Below are 25,814 nucleotides of genomic sequence, written 5' to 3'. Positions count from 1 at the left end.
CGTCAGCGGTACAGTGCCGGCCGCTCGACGAGTTCCACGGCCGCTCGCTCGCCGGTCTCCTGGGCACGCACGCCCGCCGCGCACACCGCGGCCGCCGCATAGCCGTCCCAGCAGCTGGGGCCCTCGACCTCGCCGCGGCGGGTGGCGTCGACCCACCGCTGCACCTGCCGGTCGTACGCCTCCTCGAAGCGCTCCACGAAGCCGGGGGTGATGGCGCCGCCCCAGCGGCCCGCGGTGTTGGTGAACACGCCGTGGTCGTCGCCGATCCTGGCGGTGCCGCCCTCGCAGACCGCCTCGCAGCTGACCTGGTAGCCGAAGCCGCAGTTGACGAAGAGTTCGGTGTCGACGACCTGGCCGCCGGTCGTCTCGAAGAGGATCAGCTGCGGGTCACTGAGCCCTTCGGGCGCCTTCCCGGAAGGGGTCGGGCGCACCACCCGTACGGCCGTGATCTCCTCGTCCAGCAGCCAGCGGGTCACGTCGATCTCGTGCACCACGGAGTCGTGGATGGTCATCGCGTCGGTGAAGCCGGGCGGGGTGTCGGCGTTGCGGTGCTTGTTGTGCAGCATCAGCGGGCGGCCGTATGTCCCCTGGTCCAGAAGCGACTTGAGGGTGCGGTAGTCGGCGTCGTAGCGGCGCATGAAGCCCACCTGGACGCGGCGGTGGCCCAGCGCCTGCTCGGCCCGGACGACGCGCAGCGCGGAGGCCGGGTCCGGGGTCAGCGGCTTCTCGCACAGGACGGGCAGATCGCGGGCGAAGGCCTCCAGCAGCGCCGCCTCGTGGGCCGGGCCGGGGGACGCGATCAGCACGGCGTCCACCGCGGGGTCGGCCATGGCGGCGGCCGGGTCGATGTAGGCGGTGCATCCCTCGATGCCGTCGGCGAGATGCTTGACCCGGTCGGCATCGAGGTCGGCCAGGGCCGCCACCCGGGCGCCGCTGATCACCTCATTGATCCGGCGTACGTGGTCGGCGCCCATCCGGCCGGTGCCGATGACCGCCACGCCCAGGGTTCCGTACGAAGTCATGTCGTCCTCAAGTCCTTACGCGCTGCACGTGGGTCACGTGCTTCGGAGTACGTACTGCAGAGTGTGATGTACGCCGGGAATCAATTACTCTCCGTGATCGTTGTCGGGAGGCAAGGAGGCGTCACGAGGCGCCACGAAGTGTCAGGAGGTGGGCACACGCGGAGCTTTGGCGGCGCGGTGGTCGTCCGGCCGTCCGGGTGACGCCGGTCGGGCGGCGGGGGCGTCGCGGCTCAGGCGCCGCAGGACCGCAGGAAGCGCCGGGTGCGCTCGGCGATCGGGAAGGGCCGGTCGGGCGGGCAGGGGTACATGTCCTGCTCGACGATGGCGAAGAGGTCGACGTCGAGCTCCTGGGCGGCCTTCAGTACGGGCGGCAGCGCGGGCACGCCGAGCGGCGGCTCGCACATCACACCCTGCTGGACGGCCGGTCCGAACGGCGTGCCCTTGGCGACGACGTCGGCGAGGATGTCGGGGTCGACCTGCTTGAGGTGGAGGTAGCCGATCCGCTCGCCGTAGGTGCGGATCAGCTTGACGCTGTCGCCGCCGCAGTACGCGTAATGGCCGGTGTCCAGGCAGAGGTTGACCAGGTCGGAGTCGGTGCCGTCCAGGAAGCGCGCGACGTGTTCCTCGGTGTCGATGTGGGTGTCGGCGTGCGGGTGGACGACGATGTCGAGGCCGAATTCGTCCCGTACCCGCTTGCCCAGCCACTGCATGCCGGTCGTCAGGTGCTTCCACTGCTCGAGGGTCAGCTCGCGCGGCTCCAGCTCCTCGGCCGTCTTGTCGTCCCGCCAGAAGGAGGGGATGACGACGAGGTGCTTCGCATCCATCGCCCGGGTGAGGGTGGCGACCTCGCTGACGTGCGCCCAGGTCTTGTCCCACACGTCGGGGCCGTGGTGGAGGGAGGTGAAGATCGTGCCGGCCGAGACGCTGAGGGCGCGCCGGGCGATCTCGTCGCGGAGGACGGCGGGGTCGGTGGGCAGGTAGCCGTACGGGCCGAGTTCGATCCACTCGTAGCCGGCCTCGGCGACCTCGTCCAGGAAGCGCTGCCAGGGGACCTGCTGGTCGTCGTCGGGGAACCAGACTCCCCAGGAGTCGGGGGCGGAACCGACGCGGATGCGGTCCAGAACGGGCGAGGCGGCACGGGGTGTGGACATGCTGCGGCTCTCCTCTCGCCGGTCGGCGGTGACCGGGAGGCGCTGGGGTGGTCGGGGAGTTGTGGGGCACAGCCTCTCTGGCGTCCCGGAGAGTGTCAAGACTTCGTCCTGACATAAGGACTTAATGACTTTGTAGCGAGAGCGGGCGTGCGTCCGGCGTGTGCGCCGGGGTGCGCGTGGCGGCCCGGCCGTCGGCTCGCCGCTCGCCGTTCCATGGAATATCGGCCACCTTGCTCCGTTGACGTCAGAATGTAAGGACAAACTGTTGACAGGGTCTGATGCTCACCGTTAGACCTTTCCTCAGAGCCCGACCGCCCAACCCGCCGCGCCGGCCGACCCGAAGGGGCGCTCATGACCGAGCCGTACGACCTGATCACGATGGGCCGCATCGGGGTCGACATCTACCCGCTCCAGACCGGCGTGCCGCTGGCCCAAGTGGAGACCTTCGGGAAGTTTCTGGGCGGCTCCGCCACCAACGTCGCGGTCGCCGCCGCCCGGCTCGGCCGCCGCAGCGCCGTCATCAGCCGCACCGGACGCGACCCGTTCGGCGACTACGTCCACCAGGCGCTGCGCGACTTCGGCGTGGACGACCGCTGGGTGAGCCCGGTGGAGGCCTACCCGACGCCCGTCACCTTCTGCGAGATCTTCCCGCCGGACGACTTCCCGCTGTACTTCTACCGTCGCCCCAAGGCCCCCGACCTGGTCATCCACGCCGAGGAACTGGACCTGGACGCCGTCGCGGCCGCCCGGATCTTCTGGGTCACGGGTACGGGGCTGTGCGAGGAGCCCAGCCGCGGCGCCACCCTCGCCGCGCTGGAGGCCCGCGCCAAGGCGGGCGCGACCGTCTTCGACCTCGACTGGCGGCCGATGTTCTGGGGCGGCGAAGGCGGCGCCTCCGGGGACGGCGGCGCGAGCGGCGCCGCGGCGATGGCCACCGCCCGCCCGTACTACGAAGCAGCCCTGCGGCACGCCACTGTGGCCGTCGGCAACGTCGACGAGGCCGAGGTCGCCACCGGCCTGCGCGACCCCGAGGCCTGCGCCCGGGCGCTGCTGGAGAAGGGCGTGGAGCTGGCCGTCATCAAGCAGGGCCCCAAGGGGGTGCTGGCCGTCCATCGGGACGGGCGCACCGCCGAGGTCCCGCCCACCCCCGTCGAGGTCGTCAACGGCCTCGGCGCCGGCGACTCCTTCGGCGGCGCGCTCTGCCACGGCCTGCTGGCCGGCTGGGACCTGGAGCCGATGATGCGCTACGCCAACGCCGCCGGCGCCATCGTCGCCTCCCGCCTCGCCTGCTCCTCCGCGATGCCGACGGCCGACGAGGTCGACACGTTCCTCGCCGAGAGATGACCCCCTCGGCCGCGTCCGCCCCGCGGCCATCCCGTCCCATGTGTGCACTCAAGAAGGTGAGTTGAGCCTTGACTCCTCGGATCAGCGACCTCCCGGCGCTGCGGGCCCGGCATCCCGAAGCCGTCGCGGAGGCCGCCGCCCGCCGCACCCGCCGCCCGCTCCTCGGCGACAGCGGCCGGCTGATGATCGTCGCTGCGGATCACCCCGCCCGCGGCGCGCTCGCCGTCGGCGACCGGCGGCTCGCCATGGCCAACCGCCTCGACCTGCTCGAACGCCTCGTCCTCGCGCTCTCGCGGCCCGGCGTGGACGGCGTCCTCGGCACCGCCGACATCCTCGAGGACCTGCTGCTCCTCGGCGCCCTCGACGGCAAGGTCGTGATGGGGTCGATGAACCGTGGCGGCATCGCGGGCGCCTCTTTCGAGATGGACGACCGGTTCACCGGGCACCGTCCCCAGGACCTGGCCCGGCTCCGCTTCGACGCCGGCAAGCTGCTGCTGCGCATCGACTACGGCGACTCCGGCTCGCTGACCACCCTGGAGTCCGCCGCCCGCGCCATCGACGCGATGGCCGCCCTGGAACTGCCCACCTTCGTCGAGCCGTTCCTCTCCCGCCGGATCGACGGCGAGGTCCGCAACGACCTGAGCCCCGAGGCGGTCACCACATCCGTGGCCATCGCCTCCGGCCTCGGCGGCACCTCCGCCTACACCTGGCTCAAGCTCCCGGTCACCGACGACCCCGAAGCGATGGCCCGGGTCTGTGAGACCTCGACGCTGCCCACCGTCCTGCTGGGCGGCGACATCGGCCGCACCGTCCAGGACCAGGAGGCCGCGTACGAGAAGTGGCGCAAGGCGCTGCGGCTGCCGACCGTGCAGGGCCTGGTCGTGGGCCGCTCGCTGCTCTACCCGGCCGACGGGGACGTGGCGGCGGCCGTCGACACCGCCGTCGGCCTGCTGTAGCGGCCGGTCGGGGCCGGTTTCGGGTAACTGTCAGTGGCGAGGAGGAGACTTGCAGTCATGAGCGACGAGTTCACGGATGACGCGAAGGCGCCGGGCCGCCCGGCTTTCACGGATTTCCATCTCGAGGCGGGGCGCGCGGCCGGGGGCCCGTACGCCCTGGACATCGACCCGGAGCGGGCCGGCTGGGGATATTCCTCGCTGCGGGTCCTCCACCTGCCGCCCGGCGGCCGGCACTCCTTCGCCACCGGCGGCAGCGAATGGATCGTGCTGCCGCTGTCCGGCGGCTGCACGGTCGTCACCGATACGGCCGAGACCTTTGAACTGGCCGGACGGGAGAGCGTGTTCAGCGGCGTCACCGACTTCGCGTATGTGCCCCGTGATGCGCAGGTGCAGATCACCAGCGGGGCGGGCGGCCGTTTCGCGCTCACCGGCGCCCGCTGCGAACGCCGCCTGCCGGCGCGTTACGGCCCCGCCCCGGCCGTCCCCGTGGAGCTTCGCGGCTCCGGCAACTGCTCCCGCCAGGTCAACAACTTCGCCGCCGCCGGGACGTTCGCGTGCGACCGGCTCATCGCGGTGGAAGTCCTCACGCCCGGCGGCAACTGGTCCTCCTATCCGCCGCACAAGCACGACGAGTGCCGCCCGGGGCAGGAGTCGGAGCTCGAAGAGATCTACTACTACGAGATCGACGCCGCCCACGGCAAGGAAGGCGTCGGCTATCAGCGCGTCACGCCGTCGGGCCACGGCCGCGGCACGGACGTCCTCGCCGAGGTGCGCAGCGGCGACGCGGTCCTGATCCCCGACGGCTGGCACGGCCCCTCCATCGCCGTCCCCGGGCACACCATGTATTACCTCAACGTCATGGCCGGGCCCGGTGCGACGCGCGAGTGGCTGATCTGCGACCACCCCGACCACGGCTGGATCCGCGACACCTGGCCCGACCAGCCCGTCGACCCCCGCCTCCCCCTCTACGAAGCACCCGCAGGAGACGCCCGATGAATGCCCCGACGACACGCCGACTGACGGTCGCGCAGGCCCTGATCGAGTTCCTCGCCCACCAGTACACGGAGCGGGACGGCCGGCAGCAGCGGCTGATCAACGCCTGTTGGGGCATCTTCGGCCATGGGAACGTCGCCGGCATCGGCCAGGCCCTCCTGGAGTCCGGCGACGCGCTCCCCTACCTCCAGGGCCGTAACGAACAGGCCATGGTGCACGCCGCTGTGGGGTACGCCCGCCAGTGCGACCGGCTCTCCGCGCAGGCCGTGACGACCTCCATCGGGCCCGGCGCCACGAACCTCGTCACCGGCGCCGCCCTCGCGACGGTCAACCGCCTGCCGGTGCTGCTGCTGCCCGGCGACGTCTTCGCGACCCGGCCCGCCGACCCCGTCCTCCAGCAGCTCGAAGTCCCCTCCGCGGGCGATGTGTCCGTCAACGACGTACTGCGCCCGGTCTCCCGCTACTTCGACCGGGTCACCCGCCCCGAGGCGCTGATCCCGGCCGCGCTCCAGGCCATGCGGGTGCTCGCCGACCCGGTGGAGACCGGCGCGGTCACCCTCGCCCTGCCGCAGGACGTGCAGGCCGAGGCGTACGACTGGCCGGAGGAGTTCTTCGCCGACCGGGTCTGGCGCGTCACCCGGCCCGCCCCCGACACCGGCGCCCTCGCCGAGGCGGTGCACGCCGTCCGTACGGCCCGCCGTCCCCTGCTGATCGCGGGCGGCGGCGTCCACCACTCCGAGGCCGAGGACGCGCTGCGGGTGTTCGCCGAGGCCACGGGCATCCCCGTCGCCTCCACCCAGGCCGGCAAGGGCTCGCTGCGCCACGACCACCCCGCCGACATCGGCGGCATCGGCCACACCGGCACCGCCACCGCCGACGCCCTGGCCCGCGAGGCCGACCTCGTCATCGGCGTCGGCACTCGCCACACCGACTTCACCACCGCCTCCGCCACCCTCTTCGCCGCCCCGGGCGTGCGCTTCCTCAACCTCAACATCGCCTCCTTCGACTCCCACAAGCTCGGCGCCACGTCCCTGGTCGCCGACGCCCGCACGGGACTCGAAGCGCTCACCCGGGCGCTGTCCGGGCACCGCGTGGAGGAGGCGTACGAGGCGGCCTACGGGGCGGCGAAGGAGGCATGGGAGCGGCGGGTGGACGCGGCGTACGGCGCCGCGGACGCGTCCGTGCGGCCGTCCCAGACGCAGGTCCTCGGCGCCCTGGACGCCCTCGTCGACGACACCGACATCGTGATCAACGCCGCCGGTTCCCTCCCCGGTGACCTGCACAAACTGTGGCGCGCCCGGTCCCGTCGGCAGTACCACCTCGAATACGGCTACTCCTGCATGGGCTACGAGATCCCGGCCGCCATCGGCGTCCGGCTCGCCGCCCCCGACCGGCCGGTGTGGGCGCTCGTCGGCGACGGTACCTATCTGATGAACCCCACCGAGATCGTCACCGCGGTCCAGGAGGGCATCAACATCAACATCGTCCTCGTCCAGAACCACGGCTATGCCTCCATCGGCGGCCTGTCGCAGGAGACGGGCGGCGAGCGCTTCGGCACGGCGTACCGCTTCCGCGCCGAGGACGGCGCGTACACCGGCGCGCCGCTGCCGGTGGATCTCGCCGCGAATGCCGCCTCGCTCGGCATGCACGTCATCCGCGCCGCCACGGTCGCCGAGCTGCGTGCCGCGCTGGCCGAGGCGCGTGGCGCGAACCGGCCCACATGTGTCTATGTCGAGACCGAAACGGCCGACACTGTGCCGGGCGCGCCCGCGGCCCAGGCCTGGTGGGATGTACCTGTTGCCGAGACCGCGACGCGTCCGGCGGCGGTCGCCGCCCGCGCAGCGTACGACCGCCACGCCGCCGGCCGCCGTCGCCACCTCTGACCTCCGCTCGCCGCTTCACGTACGAAAGGCCCTCGTTATGAAGACCATCAACCACTGGATCGGCGGCAAGCCCGTCGAGGGTGTCTCCGGCAACTACGGTCCGGTCTACAACCCGGCCACCGGCGCCCAGGAGAAGCAGGTCGCCTTCGCCTCCGTGGACGAGGTCGACGCCGCGGTCAAGGCCGCCAAGGAAGCCTTCAAGAGCTGGGGCACCAGCTCCCTGGCCAAGCGCACCTCGGTGCTGTTCAAGTACCGCGAGCTGATCGACGCGCACCGCGACGAGATCGCCGCGCTGATCACCGCCGAGCACGGCAAGGTGCACTCCGACGCGCTCGGCGAGGTCGCCCGCGGTCTGGAGATCGTCGAGCTGGCCTGCGGTATCCCCGAGAAGCTCAAGGGCGAGCTGTCCACCCAGGTGTCGACGCGGGTGGACGTGGCCGCCATCCGTCAGTCCCTGGGAGTGGTCGCCGGCATCACGCCGTTCAACTTCCCCGCCATGGTGCCGATGTGGATGTTCCCCCTCGCCATCGCCTGCGGCAACACCTTCCTCCTCAAGCCCAGTGAGAAGGTGCCCAGCGCCGCCTTCAAGCTGGCCGAGCTGGCGGCCGAGGCGGGCCTGCCCGACGGTGTGCTGAACATCGTCAACGGCGACAAGGTGGCCGTCGACGCCATCCTGGAGCACCCGGACATCGCCGCGGTCTCCTTCGTCGGCTCCACCCCCATCGCCCGCTACATCCACACCACCGGCACCGCCAACGGCAAGCGCGTCCAGGCGCTGGGCGGCGCCAAGAACCACATGCTGGTCCTCCCGGACGCCGACCTCGACCTGGCCGCGGACTCCGCCATCAACGCCGCGTACGGCTCGGCGGGCGAGCGCTGCATGGCGATCTCCGTCGTCGTCGCGGTCGGTGACACCGCCGACCCGCTGATCGGCAAGATCAAGGAGCGCGCCGACAAGCTGTGCATCGGCCCCGGCGACGACCCGGCCTCCGAGATGGGCCCGCTGATCACCAAGGTCCACCGCGACAAGGTCGCCTCGTACGTCACCGGTGCCGCGGCCCAGGGTGCCGATGTCGTCATCGACGGCACGGGCTACACCGTCGAGGGCTACGAGGACGGCCACTGGATCGGCGTCTCGCTGCTGGACAACGTCACGCCCGAGATGGACGCCTACCGCGACGAGATCTTCGGCCCGGTGCTGTCCGTGGTCCGCGTCGAGACCTACGACGAGGCCATCGCCCTGATGAACAACTCGCCGTGGGGCAACGGCACCGCGATCTTCACCCGGGACGGCGGCGCGGCCCGCCGCTTCCAGCTGGAGGTCGAGGCCGGCATGGTCGGCGTCAACGTCCCGATCCCGGTCCCCGTCGGCTACCACTCCTTCGGTGGCTGGAAGGACTCGCTCTTCGGCGACCACCACATCTACGGCAACGACGGCGTGCACTTCTACACCCGCGGCAAGGTCGTCACCACCCGCTGGCCGGACCCGTCCGACGGCGGCATCAACCTGGGCTTCCCCAGCAACCACTGACACCGCGCCGGGATCCGCCCGGCCCCGTACGGCCCCCCGGACGGCTCCTCGCCGTCCGGGGGGCCGCCGTGTTCGCGCAGGTCCGGCCCAGGTGCGGGGGAGACCGCGGACGGTCCCGTTGCTACCGTGCTCCCTTGGCAGAGCACCGACACAACCGGCGGAGCGCCGACACAACGGGGGACCCACATGCGACAATCCATGGCGCTCGCCAAGGGCGCCCGTATCACCGGCGGGATCTTCTGCCTGCTGTTCTTCCTGTGGACCGCCACCTGGATCGTCGTCGACCTCGGCGCATTCGGCATCGACGGCCTGTGGGGTGCCTGGACCGGCCGGCACGCCCCCGGCCAGGACCAGGTCACCAATCCCCTTCAGCTCGGCCTCGCCGTCCTGCAGCTGACGGCGGTCTTCGCGGCCTTCGCCGGGCGGCGGTCGGCCGGCGGACTGCTCGCGGTCGCCACCGCCCTCACCTTCGCCACCGCCGTGCAGATCCTGGTCAGCGTCGGCCAGCACACCAGCGACGACCGCTGGTTCGTCAACGCCGACAACTCCTCGTCGACGTTCGAGGGCGTCTTCCTCAGCGGTCTGTTGCTGACCCTGTTCGCCGTCATCGCGGGGATCGTGCTGCTCGCCGGGATGCGCGCCTGGCCACAGCGCAGGCCCAGCGATCCGCCCAAGCGGCCGCTCAAGGCGGCGGGTGCGGTCGGCGGACTGCTGCTGGGCGCGATGGCGCTGTGCTACGTCATCGGGCACGTCTATGTGCTGGTGCAGTTCGACGGCGACTTCTTCACCGCGTACTACCTCGGCCGGGGAACGCTCACCTCCCTGACGGCCCTGGCCGGCGGCTGGGCCTCCCTCGTCTTCCTCCTGCTGACCGCGGCGGCCGGCCTCAACAGCCTGATGCGGGGCAGCGCCGCCCGCGGCCTCGGCATCGGCCTGGGCATCGTGCTGTTCCCCGGCGCCCTGCTGACCGTCATCGCGATGGCGAGCCATGACAGGCTGTTCAAGTTCAGCGACGACATGCCGGGCATGGACGTCCTCAACCACGTCCAGCTCCTGCTGGACCTGCTCGGCTCGCTGGCCCTGCTCGCCCTGATGGGCCGCGGCGAGCCCGTCGCCCCCGCCTGGTACCCGCCCGCCCAGGCACCGCAGTTCGCCGCCCCCGGCTTCATGCCGCCCGGCCCCCAGGGTCCGCCCCCGGCCGGCTGGCAGCCCCCGCCCGGCCCGCCCATGGCACCGCCGCCCGGCCCGCCGATGCCCCAGCAGAACCCGCCGATGCCGCCGCCCCAGGGCGGCTTCGGCCCCCCGCCGTACTGAGCCGCCCGGGGCCGACCGCCCCGCCCTGCGCACGGGGCCCGTACCGCAGCCGTGGTACGGGCCCCGGCCTGTCTACTTCCCTGGGAGGTCACGGGGTTCCGCCCGGGGGACGGGGCGCCCGCGGGCGTGCCCTGCCTAGGATTCGACCATGGATCTCCGACTGCGCGGGCGGCGCCTGTACGCGACCGCGGGCGCCCTGGCCGTCCTCATAGGAGGCGGCACCTGGGCGGCCGCCTCCTCCGGTGCCGCGCCCGCAGTGCACCGCGAGGACCGGTTCGTGACGGTGCACGGCAAGCCGGGCAGCAAGGCGAAGGAGGCGCGCATCGACACCTCCTTCTTCACGGCGGGCTCCTCGTCCGGCCGCCGCCCCGCGGTCCTGCTGGGCCACGGCTTCGGCGGCAGCAAGGCCGATGTCCGCACCCAGGCCGAGCAACTGGCCCGGGACGGCTATGCGGTGATGACCTGGTCGGCCCGCGGCTTCGGCAGGTCCACCGGGAAGATCGGGCTGAACGCCCCGGACCGCGAGGTCGCCGATGTCAGCCGGCTGATCGACTGGCTGGCGAAGCGGCCCGAGGTCCGGCTCGATGCGGCCGGCGATCCCCGGGTCGGCGTCGCCGGTGCCTCCTACGGTGGCGCGATCTCTTTGCTCGCGGCCGGATACGACCGTCGGGTGGATGCGATCGCCCCGGCGATCACCTACTGGAACCTCGCCGACGCCCTCTTCCCCAACGGTGTCTTCAAGAAGCTGTGGGCCGGCATCTTCTTCACCACCGGCGCGGCCGGCGCCACGCCCGGCACGCCCGCCGCACCCGGCACGGCAACCGGGGCGTCCGGCGGCTGCGGGAAGTTCGACGCGGAACTGTGCGCGATGTACGAGCGGGTCGCCGTCGCGGGCAAACCGGACGCCGCCGCCCGACGGCTCCTCGCCGCCCGCAGCCCGTCCGCCGTGGCCGGCCGCATCAAGGTGCCGGCCCTGATCATCCAGGGCCGGCAGGACTCCCTCTTCCCGCTCGGCCAGGCCGACGCCATGGCGAAGGCGATCCGCAGGAACGGTGCGCCGGTGGACATCGACTGGATCGCCGGCGGGCACGACGGCGGCGACCGCGAGAGCGCGCGGGTCGCGGCCCGTACGAAGGCCTGGTTCGACCGCTATCTGAAGGGCGACAAGGGCGCCGACACCGGGCCCGCGTTCCGCATCAGCCGCAGCGGCGGCGTGGATTCCACCAACGGGTCCCTGCGGCTGCGCGGCGCGAGCGGCGACCGCTACCCCGGCCTGGACAACGACCCCCGGCGCGTCCAACTGGCCGGACGCACCCAGCGCTTCGCCAACCCGGCCGGCGCCGGACCGCCCGCCATCTCCACGGTGCCCGGCATCGGCGCGCTCGGCGGCCTGTCCTCCGCGGGCGCCGGCCTCTCCCTCGACTTCCCCGGCCAGAACGCCCGCTTCGACTCGAAGCCGCTGCCGGCCCCCGTCCATCTCACCGGCAGCCCCACCGCCACCGTCCGGGTGCGGTCCACCACCCCGGACGCGGTGTTCTTCGCCAAGGTCTACGACGTGGCCCCCGACGGCCGCCGCCAGGTGCTGCCGTCCCAGCTCGTCACCCCGTACCGCATCCAGGACGCCCGGGACGGCCGGACCGTACGCCTCCGACTTCCCGCCGTGGACCACGAGTTCGCGGCCGGGCACCGCATGCGGCTGGTGCTGGCCGCCACCGACCTCGGCTACGCCTCACCCGCGCGGCCCGCCACGTACACCGTCTCCCTCGAGAGCGCGCTCGCCGTGCCCACCGCACCCCAGGTACGCAGCGCCGCCGCCCCCCTGCCCGCCTGGACCTGGGCGCTGCCCGCCGCGGCCGCCGTCCTCGCCGCGCTGCTGCTGCTCACCGCCCGCCGCCGCACCGCCGCGCCCGCCCCCGACCCGGCGCTCGCCGATGTCCCGCTGGAGATCGGCGGCCTGAGCAAGCGCTACGCCGGGTCCACCGACCGCTATGCGGTACGGGAGCTGTCCTTCCGCGTCGAGAAGGGGCAGGTCCTGGGCCTGCTCGGCCCCAACGGTGCGGGCAAGACCACCACGCTGCGGATGCTGATGGGGCTGATCCGGCCCGACGAGGGCGAGATCCGGGTCTTCGGACAGGCCGTCCGGCCCGGCGCGCCGGTGCTGTCCCGGGTCGGCGCGTTCGTCGAGGGCGCCGGATTCCTGCCGCATCTGTCCGGCCGCGCCAACCTCGAGCTGTACTGGCAGGCCACCGGCCGCCCCGCCGCCGACGCGCACCTCGCCGAGGCCCTTCGGATCGCCGGCCTCGGCGACGCCCTGCAGCGCGCGGTGCGCACCTACTCCCAGGGCATGCGGCAGCGCCTGGCCATCGCCCAGGCCATGCTCGGCCTGCCGGATCTGCTGATCCTCGACGAGCCCACCAACGGCCTGGACCCGCCGCAGATCCGCGAGATGCGCGACGTGATGATCCGTTACGCGGCGGCCGGGCGCACCGTCATCGTCTCCAGCCATCTGCTGTCCGAGGTCGAACAGAGCTGTACGCATCTGGTCGTCATGGACCGCGGGCGGCTCGTCCAGGCCGGTCCGGTCGCCGAGATCATCGGCTCCGGGGACACCCTGCTGGTCGGCGTCGCGGGAGCCCTGCCGCTCTCCGACGCCCTCGTGGAGAAGGCCGCCGCGCTGCCCGGCGTCGCCTCCGCCGTCCGCGCCGACGAGGGCCTGCTGATCCGCGTCACCGACCCGGACGGCACCCCCGCGCTCCTCGCCGGCCTCATCGAGCTGGAGATCCCGGTGAACCGCATCGGCCCGCACCGCCGCCTGGAGGACGCCTTCCTCACCCTGATCGGAGGCGACGCCCGATGACCGCCACCCCCACGGCGGCGGCGCCCGGCTACCGCCCGCGCCGCACGCTCCCGCTCCGGGTCGAGGCCCGGCGCCAGCTGCTGCGCCGCCGCACCCTGGTGATCGCCGCGATCCTGACCCTGCTGCCGTTCGTGCTGGTCGCCGCGTTCGCGATCGGCGGCGACCCGGCCGGCCGCGGCAACGGCCGGATCACCCTGATGGACACGGCCACCGCCTCCGGCGCGAACTTCGCCGCCACCGTCCTGTTCGTCTCCGCGGGCTTCCTCCTCGTCGTCCCGGTGGCGCTGTTCTGCGGCGACACCGTCGCCTCCGAGGCGAGCTGGTCCTCGCTGCGCTATCTGCTTGCCGCGCCGGTCCCGCGGGCGCGGCTGCTGCTGAGCAAGCTCACCGTCGGGCTGGCGTTCAGCGCCGCCGCGATGGTGCTGCTGCCGCTGGTCGCGCTCGGTGTCGGCACCGCCGCCTATGGCTGGGGGCCGCTCCAACTGCCCACCGGCGGCGCGCTGTCGGCGGCCGATGCGGTGCCCCGGCTGGCGGTGGTGGTCGGCTATCTCTTCGTCAGCCAGCTGGTCACCGCGGCCCTGGCGTTCTGGCTGTCGACGGTGACCGATGCGCCGCTGGGCGCGGTCGGCGGCGCCGTCGGACTGACCATCGTCGGCAACGTCCTCGACCAGGTCACCGCCCTGGGTGCCTGGCGCGAGGTGCTGCCCGCCCACTGGCAGTTCTCCTGGGCCGATGCCCTCCAGCCCCAGATGGAGTGGTCGGGGATGGTGCAGGGGGCGGCGGTGTCGGTGGCGTATGCGCTGGTGCTGGTGGCGGTGGCGTTCCGGGGGTTCGCGCGCAAGGACGTGGTGTCGTAGGGGCGTACGGAGCGGCGGACGGCCGTCCTGCGGCGAGGTGTTGCAACCATTCGGCGGGCACCGGTGTCTAGACGTGCACAGCGTTCATACAGCGGTAATTCCGGAAGTTGAGGACATCACATGCTCCGTACCGTTTCGCGTGCTGCCGCCGTCGCGGCCCTCGGGGTGGCCCTGCCCCTGACCCTCGCCGCCGTCCCGGCCACCGCCGCTCCCGCCGCCGCCCGGCAATCGGCCGGCCCGGCCGCGGGCGCCGTCCGTACCGACCCCAACGGCCGGCACGACGCCACCGACATCCGCCGCTTCCTGACCGCCTTCTACGGCCACCACGGCCCCACCGGCTGGGCACGCGAGCACCAGGTCTCGGACTACCTCAAGGACCGCGCCGCCCACACCGAGGGCTACGACCTGCTGCTGTGCGCCCAGAACGCGCCCCGCGAGATCTCCGTCGGCAAGGTGACCACGGCCCAGTCCGCCGGTGTCGGCTGGGCGACCGTCACCACCTTCTGGGACGGCGGGGCCCGCGAGTCCTTCACCGCCTATGTGGGCCTCGACTCGCAGCCCATCGAGCTCCAGGACGTCGACTGCGCGTCGTAGGGCCGGTGCGGTGGATCGGGGCCGGGCGCCGGGGCCGGCCCTCAGGCGGTCGGCCCCTGCATATGGTCACTGACCCACTTCATCGTGCCCTCGCCCAGTCCCTGCACATAGGTGGCGGCGCTGTGCGTACCGTCCGGCACGATCCCCAGCCGCGTCCTTATCGGCCCGTGCCCGTACTGCGCGATGAACCTGCGCACCTTGGGCAGCACGGTGTTCTCCTTCGAGCCGTCCTGGAAGGCCAGAAGGACCTCCGGTCCGCCGCGCGCTATCAGCCGCCGGGCCAGCACCTCGGGGTTGTTCGCCGCCTCCTCCCGGGCGTGGCCGTTCCACAGCGGCGAGTCGGGCACGATGTCCGGCCCGTTGGGGATGGCCACTTTGAACGTGCCCGGGTTCTGCAGCACGTTCTTCAGCGCCGCGAACCCGCCCGATGACGAACCCATGATCGCCCAGGCGTCACGGGTGTTGAGGGTGCGGAAGTTCTGCCGTACGAGATCGGGCACGTCCTTGCTCAGCCAGGTGCCGATCTTCGGCTGGCCGGGGATGTCGCTGCCGTCGTAGTACTGCCTGTCGTTGGGGTTGAGCACGGGCATGACGAGGATGAACGGCAGGCTGGTGCCGTTCTTGGACCACTGCGCGAGGCTCTCCTCCAGCTTCAGGTCCGAGCCGATCCAGTAGTTGACCGGATAGCCGTACGACCCGGGCAGCGCCTCCATCACGGGGAAGCCCTTGTTCGCGTTGCGCTTGTCGTAGTACTCCGGCGGCGCCCACACCCACACCTTCCCGGTGAAGCCCGACTTCGGGCCGTGCAGGGTGGTCACGCCTATCGGGGTGTTCTCCCCGGCCCCGCCGACCCGGCTCTCCTCCGCGAAGCTGATCGGACGCGTGGGGAAACGCACCAGCGACCGCTTCTCCTTCTCCGGCGCGGAGGCGTGCGAGGCGGTGCCCGGCCCGGGGTCGGCGAACCGTACGGGCCCCGCCTTGGTCGCCGCGCTCGTGCCGCAGCCGGCCGTAAGGGCGAGAGAGGTCAGGGTGATCAGGGTGATCACCGGGGTGAACAGGGCTTTGCGCACGACGCCTTCTCCTTGCCGGACAGGCCGGGAAGGCCCCGGCCTGTCCGCCAAGAGGGGACGGCGCCACGGGAAGGTTTCCTGTACGACGTGTCGGATTCGTCGCACCGGACGACCGGAATCCGGGCACACCGCCCTGACCTGGGATGTTTACGTACAGCGGAAGCCGGGTTTACCGTCATTTTCCCGATACGGGGGGTGGTGTGCACGGGCCTGAGGCCGGCCTTCGGGGCCGCCCGCAGCCGCCTCGGCGGCGGCCGTCCGAGCCCGGGGAGCGACCCGGTGGCGACCTTCCGGAACCCCCGTCCCGCTGACCGTATTCTCTCGATATGACCTGGTCGCGCGCCCTGAAGGAGACCGCCCGCTCCGGGCTGGCCATCGAGCGGGCCAAGCTCACTCCGGTGATCGCGGTGCGCGGCGCGGCCGGTGTCGCCGTCGTCATCGGCCTGTGCCTGTGGCGCGGTGACCCCGCCCTCGCGGTCTCCTCCGCCTTCGGCGCCTTCGCCTCCGGCCTCGTCACCTTCCAGCGCAGCATGCGGCCCCGCCCCGTCCTGGCGCTCGCCGTGGCCGCCGCGCTCGCCGTCTCCACCTTCCTCGGCTACCTGGCCGCCGCCCACCTCCTGGCCTTCGTCCTGCTCCTCGCCGGCTGGACCCTGCTCGCCGGCATGGCCTGGGCGATCGGGCCGGTCTCCGGCCTGGCCGGCACCCAGACCGTGGCGATCATGCTCGTCACCGTCACCCTGCCGACCTCCGTCCTCGGCGCCCTGGAACACGCCGCCCTGATCTTCTGCGGCGGCCTCGTCCAAGCCGCGCTGATCATCGTCTTCCCGGTCCGCCCCTGGGGAGTGCAGCGCGACGCCCTCGCCGACGCGCTGGCCGCCGAGGCCGACTACGCCCGCCGCCTGCGCCACGACCCGGTGGCGCCCTTCGACCCGGCGCCCCTCATGGACGCCCGCCTCGCCTCCGAAATGACGCCGCGTCAGGCCAGGCGCCGCCCCGTCCAGCTGCACGGCCCCCGGGGCCTGGCCGAACGCGTCCGGCCCGTCCTCGCCTCACTCGCCGATCCCGTCGTCGGCGCCCCGCTCGAGGGCCCCGAACGCGACCGCGTCCGCGACCTCCTCCAGGCCGCGGGCGCGGTCCTCGACGCCGTCGCGCACGCCGTCCGGCACGCCGGCCCCGTGCGCCTGCCGCCCGAGGCGATGGCCACCCTGGAGGTCCCCGCCTCCGGCCCGATGCTCACCGGCGCCGCCCGCCGCTCCGCCTACCGCCTGATCTCCCTGCTCGCCGATGCCGTCGAACTCACCGACGAGCCCGTCCGGGCCACCCGCCCCACCACCGCGGCCGAACGCGGCCATCTGCTGCGCCCCAGCGTCCCCCGGCTCGTCCCCGTGGCCCTGCGCGCCCTGCACCGCGAGGCCCGCTGGTCCTCCCGCTTCTTCCGGCACGCCCTGCGGGTCAGCGCCGTCGCCTGCCTCGGCTATCTCCTGGGCACCGCCCTCCCCTTCGGCCACGGCTACTGGGCGCCGCTCACCTCCGTCATGGTGATGCGCCCCGACTTCGGCCAGACCTACTCCCGCGGCGTGGCCCGCTTCAGCGGCACGCTCGTCGGCGTCGCCGTCAGCGGCGCCCTCATGGCGCTTGCCCACCCGGACCGCTATGTCTGCGCCGGGCTCGCCGTCGTCTTCGTCTTCCTCATGTATCTGCTGATGCGCACCGGCGTCTCGGTCACCTCGGCCTGCGTGGCCGGCTATGTCATCTTCCTGCTGGGCATCGCCGGGGAGGGGTGGACCCAGACCGTCGAGGAACGGGTCGTACTCACCCTTCTGGGCGGACTGCTCGCCATGCTTTCCTACGCCCTGTTCCCCGCCTGGGAAACGCCCAGGCTGCGCGACCGCCTCGCGGAATGGCTGGAGGCCAACGGGCGTTATGCGCTGGCGGTCCTGGACCGCCACGCCCGGCCCGCCGAACGCCGTCCCCGGCACGTCCGCGAGGCCCTCCTGGACGCCCGCGCGGCCCGCGCCGCCTGGGAGGCGAGCGAGGCCCGCGCCGAGAAGGAACCCGTACGCCACCGCGGCCTCTCCCGCACCTCGGCCACCGCCGCCGGCGCCGCCCTCGCCACCATGGGCCGGGTCACGATGATCATGGAGGCCCATCTCCCCGACAAGGACGCCGAACCGTCCCCCGGCGCCGCCGCCTTCGCCGCCGAACTGCGCCCTTCCCTGGAGCGCGCCGCCCACGCCGTACGCCGACGGGAACGGCTGGAGTGGAGCGCGCTGCGCACCGTCTGGGAGCGGTGGGACGCCGAATCCGCAAGCCAGGGCGTCGCCCTGCGTGCCTCGGATCTGCTGCTGGACGCCCTCGACGAGCTCGCCGAGGCGCTCTCCAGGGGCCGGGGCGGCCGGAACCGGGCGGCTCGCCGGGGCGCGCAGGGAACCATTCCGCCCGCCCAGTAGTCTTGTTGAGTGCCCGCAATGCATGCCGATGGACGCCTTTGCCTCTGGTGAGTCAATGGTTCCTTCTGCGCCACAATGCCCGAAGATCGTCACCCGTCGATCGGCATCCAGCCGATCGTCGTCCAGTCGAGAGAGAGCACCCGATCTCCCCATGGCGTCCAGCACTTCCACGAGAACGTCGTCCGGCAGGACCGCCGACAGGTCCGCCGTTTCCTCCGGCACCTACGACATCGGAATCGACCTCGGCACCGCCAACACCCTGGTGTACGCCCGCGGCAAGGGCGTGGTGCTGAACGAGCCGTCCGTAGTCGCCGTCAACGGCACCGGCGAGGTCATCGCCGTCGGCGCGGAGGCCAAACGCACCATCGGCCGCACCCCCTCCGGGATCACCGCGATGCGCCCCCTGCGGGAAGGCGTCATCGCCGACTTCGACGCCGCCGAGCAGATGCTGCGCGCCCTGATGAAGAAGGCCCTGCCCAGCCGCCGGTTCGCCCGGCCGCGGGTGGTCATCTGCGTGCCCTCCGGCATCACCGGCGTCGAGCGCCGCGCCGTCATCGACTCCGCCCGCGGCGCCGGCGCCCGCGAAGTCCACCTCATCGAGGAGCCGATGGCCGCCGCGATCGGGGCCGGCCTCCCCGTCGACGAACCCATCGGCTGCATGGTGGTGGACATCGGCGGCGGCACCACCGAGGTCGCCGTCGTCTCCATGGGCGGCCTGGTCACCGCCCGGTCCGTACGGATCGCGGGCGACGCCCTGGACGCCGCCATCGCCGCGTACATCAAGAAGAAGCACACCCTGGCCATCGGCGAACGCACCGCCGAGGACATCAAGATCGCCATCGGCTCGGCGGCCTGGACCCCGGTCGTCATCGACGAGGACGGCGAACCGGATCGCCGCGACTCCTTCACCGTCCGCGGCCGCGACCACGTCACCGGCCTGCCCCGCATCCAGGAGATCACCGAGGAGGAGATCCGCGAAGCCCTCACCGAACCCGTCGACGCCATCGTCCGCGCCGTCCACCACACCCTCGACGCCTGCCCGCCGGAACTCTCCGGCGACATCATCGAGCGCGGCATCGCCCTGACCGGTGGCGGCGCCCTGCTGCGCGGCCTGGACCTGCGGCTGCAGGAGGAGATGGGCGTCCCGGTGACGGTCGCCGACCAGCCACTGGACTGCGTCGTCAACGGCACCGCCAAGTGCGTCGACGAATTCGCCTCGCTGCATGGCCTGCTGACGGGAGCAAAGGAACGGCCGCGCAAGGCGGTGCGGCTGTAGGAGGTCAGGGCGATACGGGGGCTGCGGGCTTGCGGCAGCGCGGCACCGCCGAGGGGCGTCGGGCGCGCCCCGGCGGTGGTGCAGCGCTCCTAGGTGGTGTCCGCAAAGTCCCGTCGTCCGCCCGGAGGGCGGGGCTGGCGGCGTCTGGTGCGTGCGATCGCAAGGCGGAGGGTCGTCCTCGTAGCGGGCTACGTGGACGATCCCGACAACGCAGCGAGCGTGCGTGCCAGGCGCCGCCAGCCAGGCGGGACTTTGCGGACACCACCTAGCGCCGTCGCTCCGCCTCCGCCTCCGCCCGCCGTGCGATATGCGCCTCCAGGCCGTCCAGGATGCGCTCCAGTCCGAACTCCAGGGACTGGTCACGGGAGTCGGTTTCCTCGGCGGAGGCGAGGGCGGCGGTGAGGGCCGGGAACCGGTCGGAGCGCCCGACCAGCAGTTCGTTCAGGGCCGCGCTCATCACCTGCTCCGGCTCCTTGGCCTGCGCGCTGCCCAGCCCCAGCGACGCCGACACCTGTGTGATGGCCCGGACATGGCCGGCCACGACGACCACGGCGTCCAGTTGCTCGCCGCCGTTGAGGTTGGTGTCCGCGAGCGCGCTGAGGGCGCGTTCGGTCCAGCCGAGCTCGTTGGGCCCCATGACGCGCGGGCCGATGGTCGCATTCAGCAGCCAGGGGTGTCGCCGGAAGGCCGCCGCGAGCTGTTCGGCCCACTCGCGCAGCGCGGGCCGCCAGCCGCCGTCGCCCCCGGCCGGGGCCGGGGCCGGCGGTTCGCCCATGGCCGTGTCGATCATGAGCGCCACCAGCTCCATCTTGCCCGGGACGTAGCGGTACAAGGACATTTTGGTGAAGTCCAGTTCGCCCGCGACCCGCTGCATGGACACTGCCCCCAGCCCGCCGATATCGGCGATGGCCATGGCCGTACGCGTGATCCGTTCCAGGCTCAGCGCCGGCTTGGGGCCGCGACTGGGTCGCTCGCGCCCACCCCACAGCAGCTCCACGCTGCCCGCCTGAGCCCCGAATACGCTGCGCTTCTCCTCGTTTCCAGCCACCTCCGCATACTAGATCCGCGCGGAAAACTGTCTCCGAGGTACACATATCAGTGTCCGTCGGATACAGTTTTTCTTGTCGGTGTCGTGAACGAAGGTCGGCCGCCGAGGGCCGGCGCATGCACGGGGGTATGTGATGGCGCAACGAACGCCCGAATCCGAAGCTGAAGCCGCAACCACGACCGCAGCCACTGCTCCTGCCGCCGTCGCCATGACCGGGACCGCGACCGGGCGCGGGGCGGTCGCGGCGCGACGGCGGACGGTCCTGATCTCCGGTGCCAGCGTGGCGGGCCCGGCCCTGGCCTACTGGCTCGCGCGCTACGGCTACCGGCCGACCGTGATCGAGGTGGCCCCGGCCCTGCGCGGCGGCGGTTTCGCGGTCGACTTCCGAGGGGCGGCGCATGTGTCCGTACTGGACCGGATGGGCGTCCTGGACGCCGTCAGGCGCCGGGCCGCCGGCGGCAGCCCCATGACCTTCATCGATGCAGAGGGGTGCCAACTGGCCGCATTGCCACCGGAGTTCGCGGGTGGTGAGCTCGAGATCCTCCGTTCGGACCTCTCCCGCATCCTCCACGGCCACAGCCTGCACGCCCCCGCCGCCCAAGCCGGCCCTCCCGGACGCGGGACCGCGTCCCCAGCCGAGTACGTCTTCGGCGACTCCATCAGGTCCTTGACCGAGGGCGACGACGGCGTCCATGTCACCTTCGACCACGGGGCACCGCGCACCTTCGATCTCGTGGTCGGCGCGGACGGCCTGCACTCCACGGTCCGTCGCCTGGCCTTCGGCCCGGAGGAGGACTTCGTCAGCCATCTCGGCTATTACGTGGCCGGCTGGGACCTGCCCGAGGACGCCTCCGACCTCGGCGCCCGATCGGTCGGCTACTCGGAGCCAGGCCGACTGGCAACGGTCGGCCGTACCCCCAGGCGTGCGGACGACCCGGGCTACGCGGGCGAGGCCTTCTGCGTCTTTGCATCCGGCCGGGAACTGCCCTGTGACCGACGCGATCCGCACTCCCGGAAGAAGGCGATAGCCGAGGCGTACGCGGGATCCGGCTGGCGGACACCGGAGCTCATCGACACCCTCTGGGCCGCGGACGACCTCTACTTCGACTCCATCAGCCGGGTCGATGTGCCGCACTGGTCGACCGGCCGGACCGTGCTCCTCGGCGACGCTGCCCACGGCGCCACGGTAGGAGGCATGGGCACCGGTTCCGCGCTGGTCGGCGCCTATGTGCTGGCGGGCGAACTGGCCCTGGCGGACGGCGACCACACCGAAGCCTTCGCCCGCTACGAACAACGGATGCGCCCGTACGTCACCCCCTGCCAGGAAGGCGGCCGGGGAACGGGCGAATTCCTGGCCCCGACCACCCAGGAGGCGATCAACGCACGCAACGCAGCCCTGAACGACCCCGCCACCGTCCAGGCCATGCTCGACCAGGGCAACACCCTCTCCGCCGCCATATCCCTCCCCGACTACCCGTCCCTGCTCGCCGCCTCCTCCGGGTCCAGCGGCCACCCGTGATCGATCGTGTCGGACCGCGCCCTGCCCCGACCTGATCGGCGTGGAAATCAGTCGCGCAAGCGAGGAGGGAGGACGGGACGCCGACGGGACGGGGGCGAAGGCGGCGGATCAGGGGGAGGGGGCGGATCAGGGGATACGGATCGGAGTGGATCGGCCTTCGCGGGGAGGCGGCCGCCTGCGACCTCGTCGGAACCTGGAGGGGAGCGATAGCGTTGATCCCACCGGTGGGGTGGACGGCGGGGCAGGGCACGGGCGGCCGGGCAGTTGGGCTGTCAGGCGGCCGGGCGGTCGGCGATCGGGCGGGAGCCAAGGGGGAGCGGCGGCATGGTGGATCCCATATCGATAGGGGCGGTTACGGCGGTTCTTGGGGCGGTGACGGCTTCCATGGCCAATGAAGCCGGGAAGCGCGCCTGGGAATCGGTAGGGGCGTTGGCCCGGCGGATCGCCGGGCGGGAGGTGGCGGCGCCCGTCGGGAGCGTCGAGCGTGAGGCGTTGGCCGCGCTGCTGGTGGACGGTGCGCGGCGCGACCAGATGCATGCCCGAGCGCTGGACGCCTGGGTGCGTGGTGCCCCGCGGCTCGGCGGCGGCACTGCGGTGCCGCGTCGGCTGCCCAGCTCCGTACGGTTTTTCACGGACCGTCATGACCTGCTGAAGCATCTCGACCGCGAGGCGAGGCGGAAGGCCGACGGGCGTCCGCGGGTGGTGCTGATTCACGGCCCCGAGGGGATCGGGACCAGTGCGCTGGCCGTGCACTGGGGGAGTGCGCATGCGGGCCGGTTCCCGGACGGGCAGCTGTACATGGATCTGCGCGGCGCCTCGGCGGTCGGCACGCTGGACCAGGGCACGGTGCTGCGTAGCTTGCTCCAGCAGCTGGGATTCGCGGACGAGGAGATCCCGCCGGCCGTCGAGGACCGGGCGGATCTGTATCGCACCACCGTCGCGGACCGTCGGCTGCTCGTTGTCCTTGACCATGCGCGGTCCGCGGCGCAGGTGCAGCCGCTGCTGACGTCGACGCCCGGGGTGTTCACGATCGTCGTGGCCCGGCGGCCGCTGAGCGGCCTGGATGCGGTGCCGGTCGCGGTCGGGCCGCTGGCCCACCAGGATGCCCGCGCTCTGCTCGGCCGGATCGCCGGGAAGGAAGCCCTGACCGCGGCGGGCGCCGAACTGCCACGGGTGCTGACCAGGTGTGCCGGGTCCCCGTTCGCGCTGCGCGCCGCCGCGGTGCGGCTGACCGAGCCTCCCCGTCCGGACCAGGAGCCCGTCGTGTCTCACCACGGTCCCGCCACTGACCCCGCCGACGACCCCACCACCGAACCCGCCGTCGACGCGGTGCGGAATGCCGCCGAGGACGCCTACCAGGAGCTGGCGGCCGGCGCCGCGCGGCTCTACCGGCTGCTGGCGCTGCGTCCCTGGCCCGCCATCGGCGCGGCATCGGCGGCCGCCATCGCGGCGATCGGCGAGCCGGAAGCCGAGGCGCTGCTGACCGAGTTGGCCGACCGTCGGCTGCTGGAGACCACGGCCGCCGGCCGCTACCGCTTCCGCCCCTCCGTACGGCGGCATGCCGAAACGGCCGCCGCCCAGGAGGACGGCATCGGCGCCTGCTCCGCCGCGGTATCGCGCGGCGTGGCCTGGGCCCTGCGTTTCGCGGTACGCGCCGACCGCGCCGTGCTCCCCCAGCGCTGGCATCTCGGCCCGCTGTACGCCCAGCTGGAGCCGGGCCCGTACGCCGGCCCCGGCGAGGCACTGGCCGCACTCGGCGACGAGCTCGGCCAGATCCTCGAAGCGGTCCGCGCAGCCGAGGAGTTCGAGGACCGAGACTCCGTGGTCCAGCTGTGCGAGGCGCTGTGGTCGGTGCAGCTCAAGGCCGGGCGCCACGACGAGCTGCTGCCCGCGCTCCGGTCCGGTACCCGCGCCGCCGACGCCGACGCCGGCACCCGCACAGGCACCGGCACGGACATCGTCTCGGCCGAAGCCTTCCGGATGGCCGGCCGCATGCACACCCAACTCGCCCTGGCACTGCTGGAAGTGCGCCGGTACGAGGAGGCGGAATCGGAGCTGCTCGCTGCCGCCTGTGCCGAGGAGCGCGCCGGGCATCTCCGCGGCCGGGCCACCGCCGTGGAGACCTTGGGGCTGCTACGACTGCGACAGTGGCGGTTCCAGGACGCCCATGAGCGGTTCGACGAGGCCGATGCCCTGCTGGCAGCCATCGGCGAGGACGGCGAGGGCGCCGCCGACGTGCCGCGCGCCCGCGCGCTGCTGGAGCGTCATCGGGGCCGGGCGCTCCGGGGCCTCGGCCGCTGGGCCGACTCCCAGGAACGGCTGGAGCGGGCCCTGCGCTTCTTCCGCGACAGCGCCGAGGCGTACAACACCGCCCGCACCCTCACCGACCTCGCCGAGCTGCACCTCGACGCCGGTGATCCAACCGCCGCGCGCCCGCCGGTCGACGAGGCGATATCCCTGCTCCGTGACGAGCGGGCCGCCTTCCACCTCACCCACCTGGAGGCGTTGCGCCGGCGCTGCGAAGCGGGGTGACCGTCACGCGGTGGGTGGTCCGGCCGGTGCGCACGGTCAGCCCGCCCGCCACCAGACCGTCGAGCGCGGCGCCGCCCGCCAGCGCGGAGGCGCAGGCGGCCGGGTCGGGGGCGGACGGCGCCCCGGCAAGGCGGAGCACCGCGCCCGCCCGGGTGCGTACGGTGCAGGCGTCCGGGTGCGTGATGTACACCGCGAGCGCGCAGTGCGGCCACTGCGCCAGGACCTCCGCGCCCCAGCGCTCCGGCGGGCCCAGCCGGGGATCGTCGGACGCCCCGTAGCGGAAGATCACATCGGCCGGCGCCACCGCGTCATGACCGGCCTGGTCCTCGTGCACGGCCAGATGCACCGCCCCGCCCGTCCCCAGTGGGTCACCGTCCCGCGGGTCGTCGTCCGGCTCGTAGGCGGGTTCGGCGAACCGGCGTACCGCGATACCGCCGTCAGCCAGCGGCCAGGTCAGGACCCGCAGCGGGGCGGTGTGCAGCGGTGGTTCGTACGGGGGGAGGGGCAGGGGGGCGAGCAGCGCGGGTTCGGGGGGCTCGGGTATCTCGATGAGGTCGTAGAACATCTCCCGCAGCAGCGCCGCGGACTTGCCGGGCAAGGACGTGGTCAGTTCCGCGGGGCCGGGGAGGGGGCTGTGCCGGGCGATCAGCGTCTCGATCTGCCGGGCCAGCGGGGCACGGGGATCGAGGCGGGGCGCCGTGCGGACGAAATCGGCGACCGGGGAGCGCGGGTCGAGCCCCGTCAGCGGTGCGGCGCCCAGGAGGACGGGGGCGCCGAGCGCGGCCGCGTAGTACGTGACGGAGCCGTGGTCCCCGATGACCGCGTCGGCGGCGATCAGCGCCTGCCGCCAGCCCTCCAGGGGGTCCAGCAGGGTCAGGCCGCCGCGCCGCGCGCGGTGCAGCCACGCCCTGATCTGGCCGGGGCCGTGGCCGTGCCAGATGTTGGGGTGGAGGACGGCCGCGAGGCGGTATTCGTCCGCGGCAAGTTCGCCGGTCAGGCGGGGGAGGAGGGAGGGCAGCAGGTCCTCGGCGCCGCCGTCCCCGAAGAGCGACTCCGGGTTCCAGGTGGAGTTGAGGACCAGCAGCCGCTGGCCGTCACGTACGCCGAGCGCCCGGCGGAACCGGTCGCGGTGCGGGCGGGCGGCCAGCATCCGATCGAAGCAGGGGTCGCCGGCGAGTACGGCAGTGGGGACGGCGGGCGGACAGGCGATGCGCAGCCGCGCCAGCTGTTCGGGGTGCGAGAGCACCATCGCGTCCGCGACGGGCGTGCCGTCCTCCCTGAGCAGCCACTCCTTCGACATCCCGAACACGGGCGCCCCGGCCCCCGGCCCCCGGCCCCCGGCCCCCGGCCCCCGGCCCCCGGCCCCCGGCCCCCGGCCCCCGGCCCCCGGCCCCCGGCCCCCGGCCCCCGGCCCCCG

General features: G+C 73.0%; 18 protein-coding genes. 13 read left to right on the top strand and 5 right to left on the bottom strand.

The window, feature by feature from the left end; genetic code table 11:
* Positions 1–2: 2 nt before the first annotated feature.
* Together ACIGWZ_RS06880 and ACIGWZ_RS06875 are read right to left on the bottom strand one after the other, a co-directional pair.
* Positions 3–1,022 carry a Gfo/Idh/MocA family protein gene (locus ACIGWZ_RS06880; RefSeq protein WP_400061573.1) on the bottom strand — a complete coding sequence of 340 codons (1,020 nt, stop codon included), beginning with the start codon at positions 1,020–1,022 and terminating at the stop codon, positions 3–5.
* A gap of 230 nt (positions 1,023–1,252) precedes the next feature.
* Positions 1,253–2,173 (bottom strand): sugar phosphate isomerase/epimerase family protein, encoded by a 921-nt coding sequence (locus ACIGWZ_RS06875; protein WP_400061571.1) that lies wholly within the window; start codon positions 2,171–2,173, stop codon positions 1,253–1,255.
* Between the two features lie 351 nt (positions 2,174–2,524).
* On the opposite strand from ACIGWZ_RS06875, the gene iolC reads away from it, so the two are divergent.
* The 9 genes from iolC to ACIGWZ_RS06830 all read left to right on the top strand — a co-directional run bounded on the left by iolC (position 2,525) and on the right by ACIGWZ_RS06830 (position 14,502).
* Positions 2,525–3,517: a 5-dehydro-2-deoxygluconokinase gene (gene iolC, locus ACIGWZ_RS06870; protein ID WP_400061569.1), complete on the top strand. Its 993-nt coding sequence runs from the start codon at positions 2,525–2,527 to the stop codon at positions 3,515–3,517.
* A 68-nt stretch (positions 3,518–3,585) separates the two neighbouring features.
* Complete coding sequence (locus ACIGWZ_RS06865) at positions 3,586–4,473, top strand: deoxyribose-phosphate aldolase (RefSeq protein ID WP_400061567.1); 888 nt, start codon at positions 3,586–3,588, stop codon at positions 4,471–4,473.
* Between the two features lie 57 nt (positions 4,474–4,530).
* Complete coding sequence (gene iolB / locus ACIGWZ_RS06860) at positions 4,531–5,469, top strand: 5-deoxy-glucuronate isomerase (RefSeq protein ID WP_400061566.1); 939 nt, start codon at positions 4,531–4,533, stop codon at positions 5,467–5,469.
* Positions 5,466–7,349 carry a 3D-(3,5/4)-trihydroxycyclohexane-1,2-dione acylhydrolase (decyclizing) gene (gene iolD / locus ACIGWZ_RS06855; RefSeq protein WP_400061564.1) on the top strand — a complete coding sequence of 628 codons (1,884 nt, stop codon included), beginning with the start codon at positions 5,466–5,468 and terminating at the stop codon, positions 7,347–7,349. The genes iolB and iolD overlap by 4 nt, the downstream gene beginning before the upstream one ends.
* 37 nt (positions 7,350–7,386) lie before the next feature.
* Positions 7,387–8,880, top strand: a complete 1,494-nt coding sequence (locus tag ACIGWZ_RS06850) for a CoA-acylating methylmalonate-semialdehyde dehydrogenase (RefSeq protein ID WP_400061562.1) — start codon at positions 7,387–7,389, stop codon at positions 8,878–8,880.
* A gap of 186 nt (positions 8,881–9,066) precedes the next feature.
* Complete coding sequence (locus tag ACIGWZ_RS06845) at positions 9,067–10,194, top strand: hypothetical protein (RefSeq protein ID WP_400061560.1); 1,128 nt, start codon at positions 9,067–9,069, stop codon at positions 10,192–10,194.
* A gap of 148 nt (positions 10,195–10,342) precedes the next feature.
* Positions 10,343–13,051: an alpha/beta fold hydrolase gene (locus ACIGWZ_RS06840; protein WP_400061558.1), complete on the top strand. Its 2,709-nt coding sequence runs from the start codon at positions 10,343–10,345 to the stop codon at positions 13,049–13,051.
* A complete protein-coding gene (locus ACIGWZ_RS06835) occupies positions 13,048–13,908 on the top strand; it encodes an ABC transporter permease (protein WP_400061556.1) in 861 nt (286 codons plus the stop codon). Before ACIGWZ_RS06840 ends, ACIGWZ_RS06835 begins: the two co-directional genes overlap by 4 nt.
* Before the next feature lie 120 nt (positions 13,909–14,028).
* Positions 14,029–14,502 (top strand): hypothetical protein, encoded by a 474-nt coding sequence (locus tag ACIGWZ_RS06830; RefSeq protein WP_400061554.1) that lies wholly within the window; start codon positions 14,029–14,031, stop codon positions 14,500–14,502.
* 41 nt (positions 14,503–14,543) lie between these two features.
* Here the strand turns inward: ACIGWZ_RS06830 and ACIGWZ_RS06825 are convergent, their stop codons facing one another.
* Positions 14,544–15,572 carry an alpha/beta hydrolase gene (locus tag ACIGWZ_RS06825; RefSeq protein WP_400061553.1) on the bottom strand — a complete coding sequence of 343 codons (1,029 nt, stop codon included), beginning with the start codon at positions 15,570–15,572 and terminating at the stop codon, positions 14,544–14,546.
* Between the two features lie 326 nt (positions 15,573–15,898).
* On the opposite strand from ACIGWZ_RS06825, the gene ACIGWZ_RS06820 reads away from it, so the two are divergent.
* Together ACIGWZ_RS06820 and ACIGWZ_RS06815 are read left to right on the top strand one after the other, a co-directional pair.
* Positions 15,899–18,022, top strand: a complete 2,124-nt coding sequence (locus ACIGWZ_RS06820) for an FUSC family protein (protein WP_400061551.1) — start codon at positions 15,899–15,901, stop codon at positions 18,020–18,022.
* A gap of 151 nt (positions 18,023–18,173) precedes the next feature.
* A complete protein-coding gene (locus ACIGWZ_RS06815) occupies positions 18,174–19,298 on the top strand; it encodes a rod shape-determining protein (protein ID WP_400061549.1) in 1,125 nt (374 codons plus the stop codon).
* A 265-nt stretch (positions 19,299–19,563) separates the two neighbouring features.
* On the opposite strand, the gene ACIGWZ_RS06810 is transcribed toward ACIGWZ_RS06815, so the two are convergent.
* On the bottom strand, positions 19,564–20,346 hold the full coding sequence (locus ACIGWZ_RS06810; RefSeq protein WP_400061547.1) for a TetR/AcrR family transcriptional regulator: 783 nt from the start codon (positions 20,344–20,346) through the stop codon (positions 19,564–19,566).
* A 208-nt stretch (positions 20,347–20,554) separates the two neighbouring features.
* Between ACIGWZ_RS06810 and ACIGWZ_RS06805 the strand changes: the two genes are divergently transcribed.
* The gene (locus ACIGWZ_RS06805; RefSeq protein WP_400061545.1) at positions 20,555–21,865 is read left to right on the top strand and encodes an FAD-dependent monooxygenase; all 1,311 of its coding nucleotides are present in this window, start codon (positions 20,555–20,557) and stop codon (positions 21,863–21,865) included.
* A gap of 384 nt (positions 21,866–22,249) precedes the next feature.
* Positions 22,250–24,397: a tetratricopeptide repeat protein gene (locus ACIGWZ_RS06800; RefSeq protein ID WP_400061543.1), complete on the top strand. Its 2,148-nt coding sequence runs from the start codon at positions 22,250–22,252 to the stop codon at positions 24,395–24,397.
* Here ACIGWZ_RS06800 and ACIGWZ_RS06795 read toward each other — a convergent pair.
* Entirely contained in the window at positions 24,354–25,697 is a 1,344-nt protein-coding gene (locus ACIGWZ_RS06795; RefSeq protein WP_400061541.1) for a hypothetical protein, read from the bottom strand. The genes ACIGWZ_RS06800 and ACIGWZ_RS06795 overlap by 44 nt on opposite strands.
* Positions 25,698–25,814 lie beyond the last annotated feature (117 nt).

Origin of the sequence: Streptomyces sp. NPDC053427 (assembly GCF_044544985.1) — a bacterium.
Taxonomy (GTDB): Bacteria; Actinomycetota; Actinomycetes; order Streptomycetales; family Streptomycetaceae; genus Streptomyces.
The sequence above is the reverse complement of the archived record's forward strand: the minus strand, read 5'-3'. Positions and strand labels throughout refer to the sequence as shown.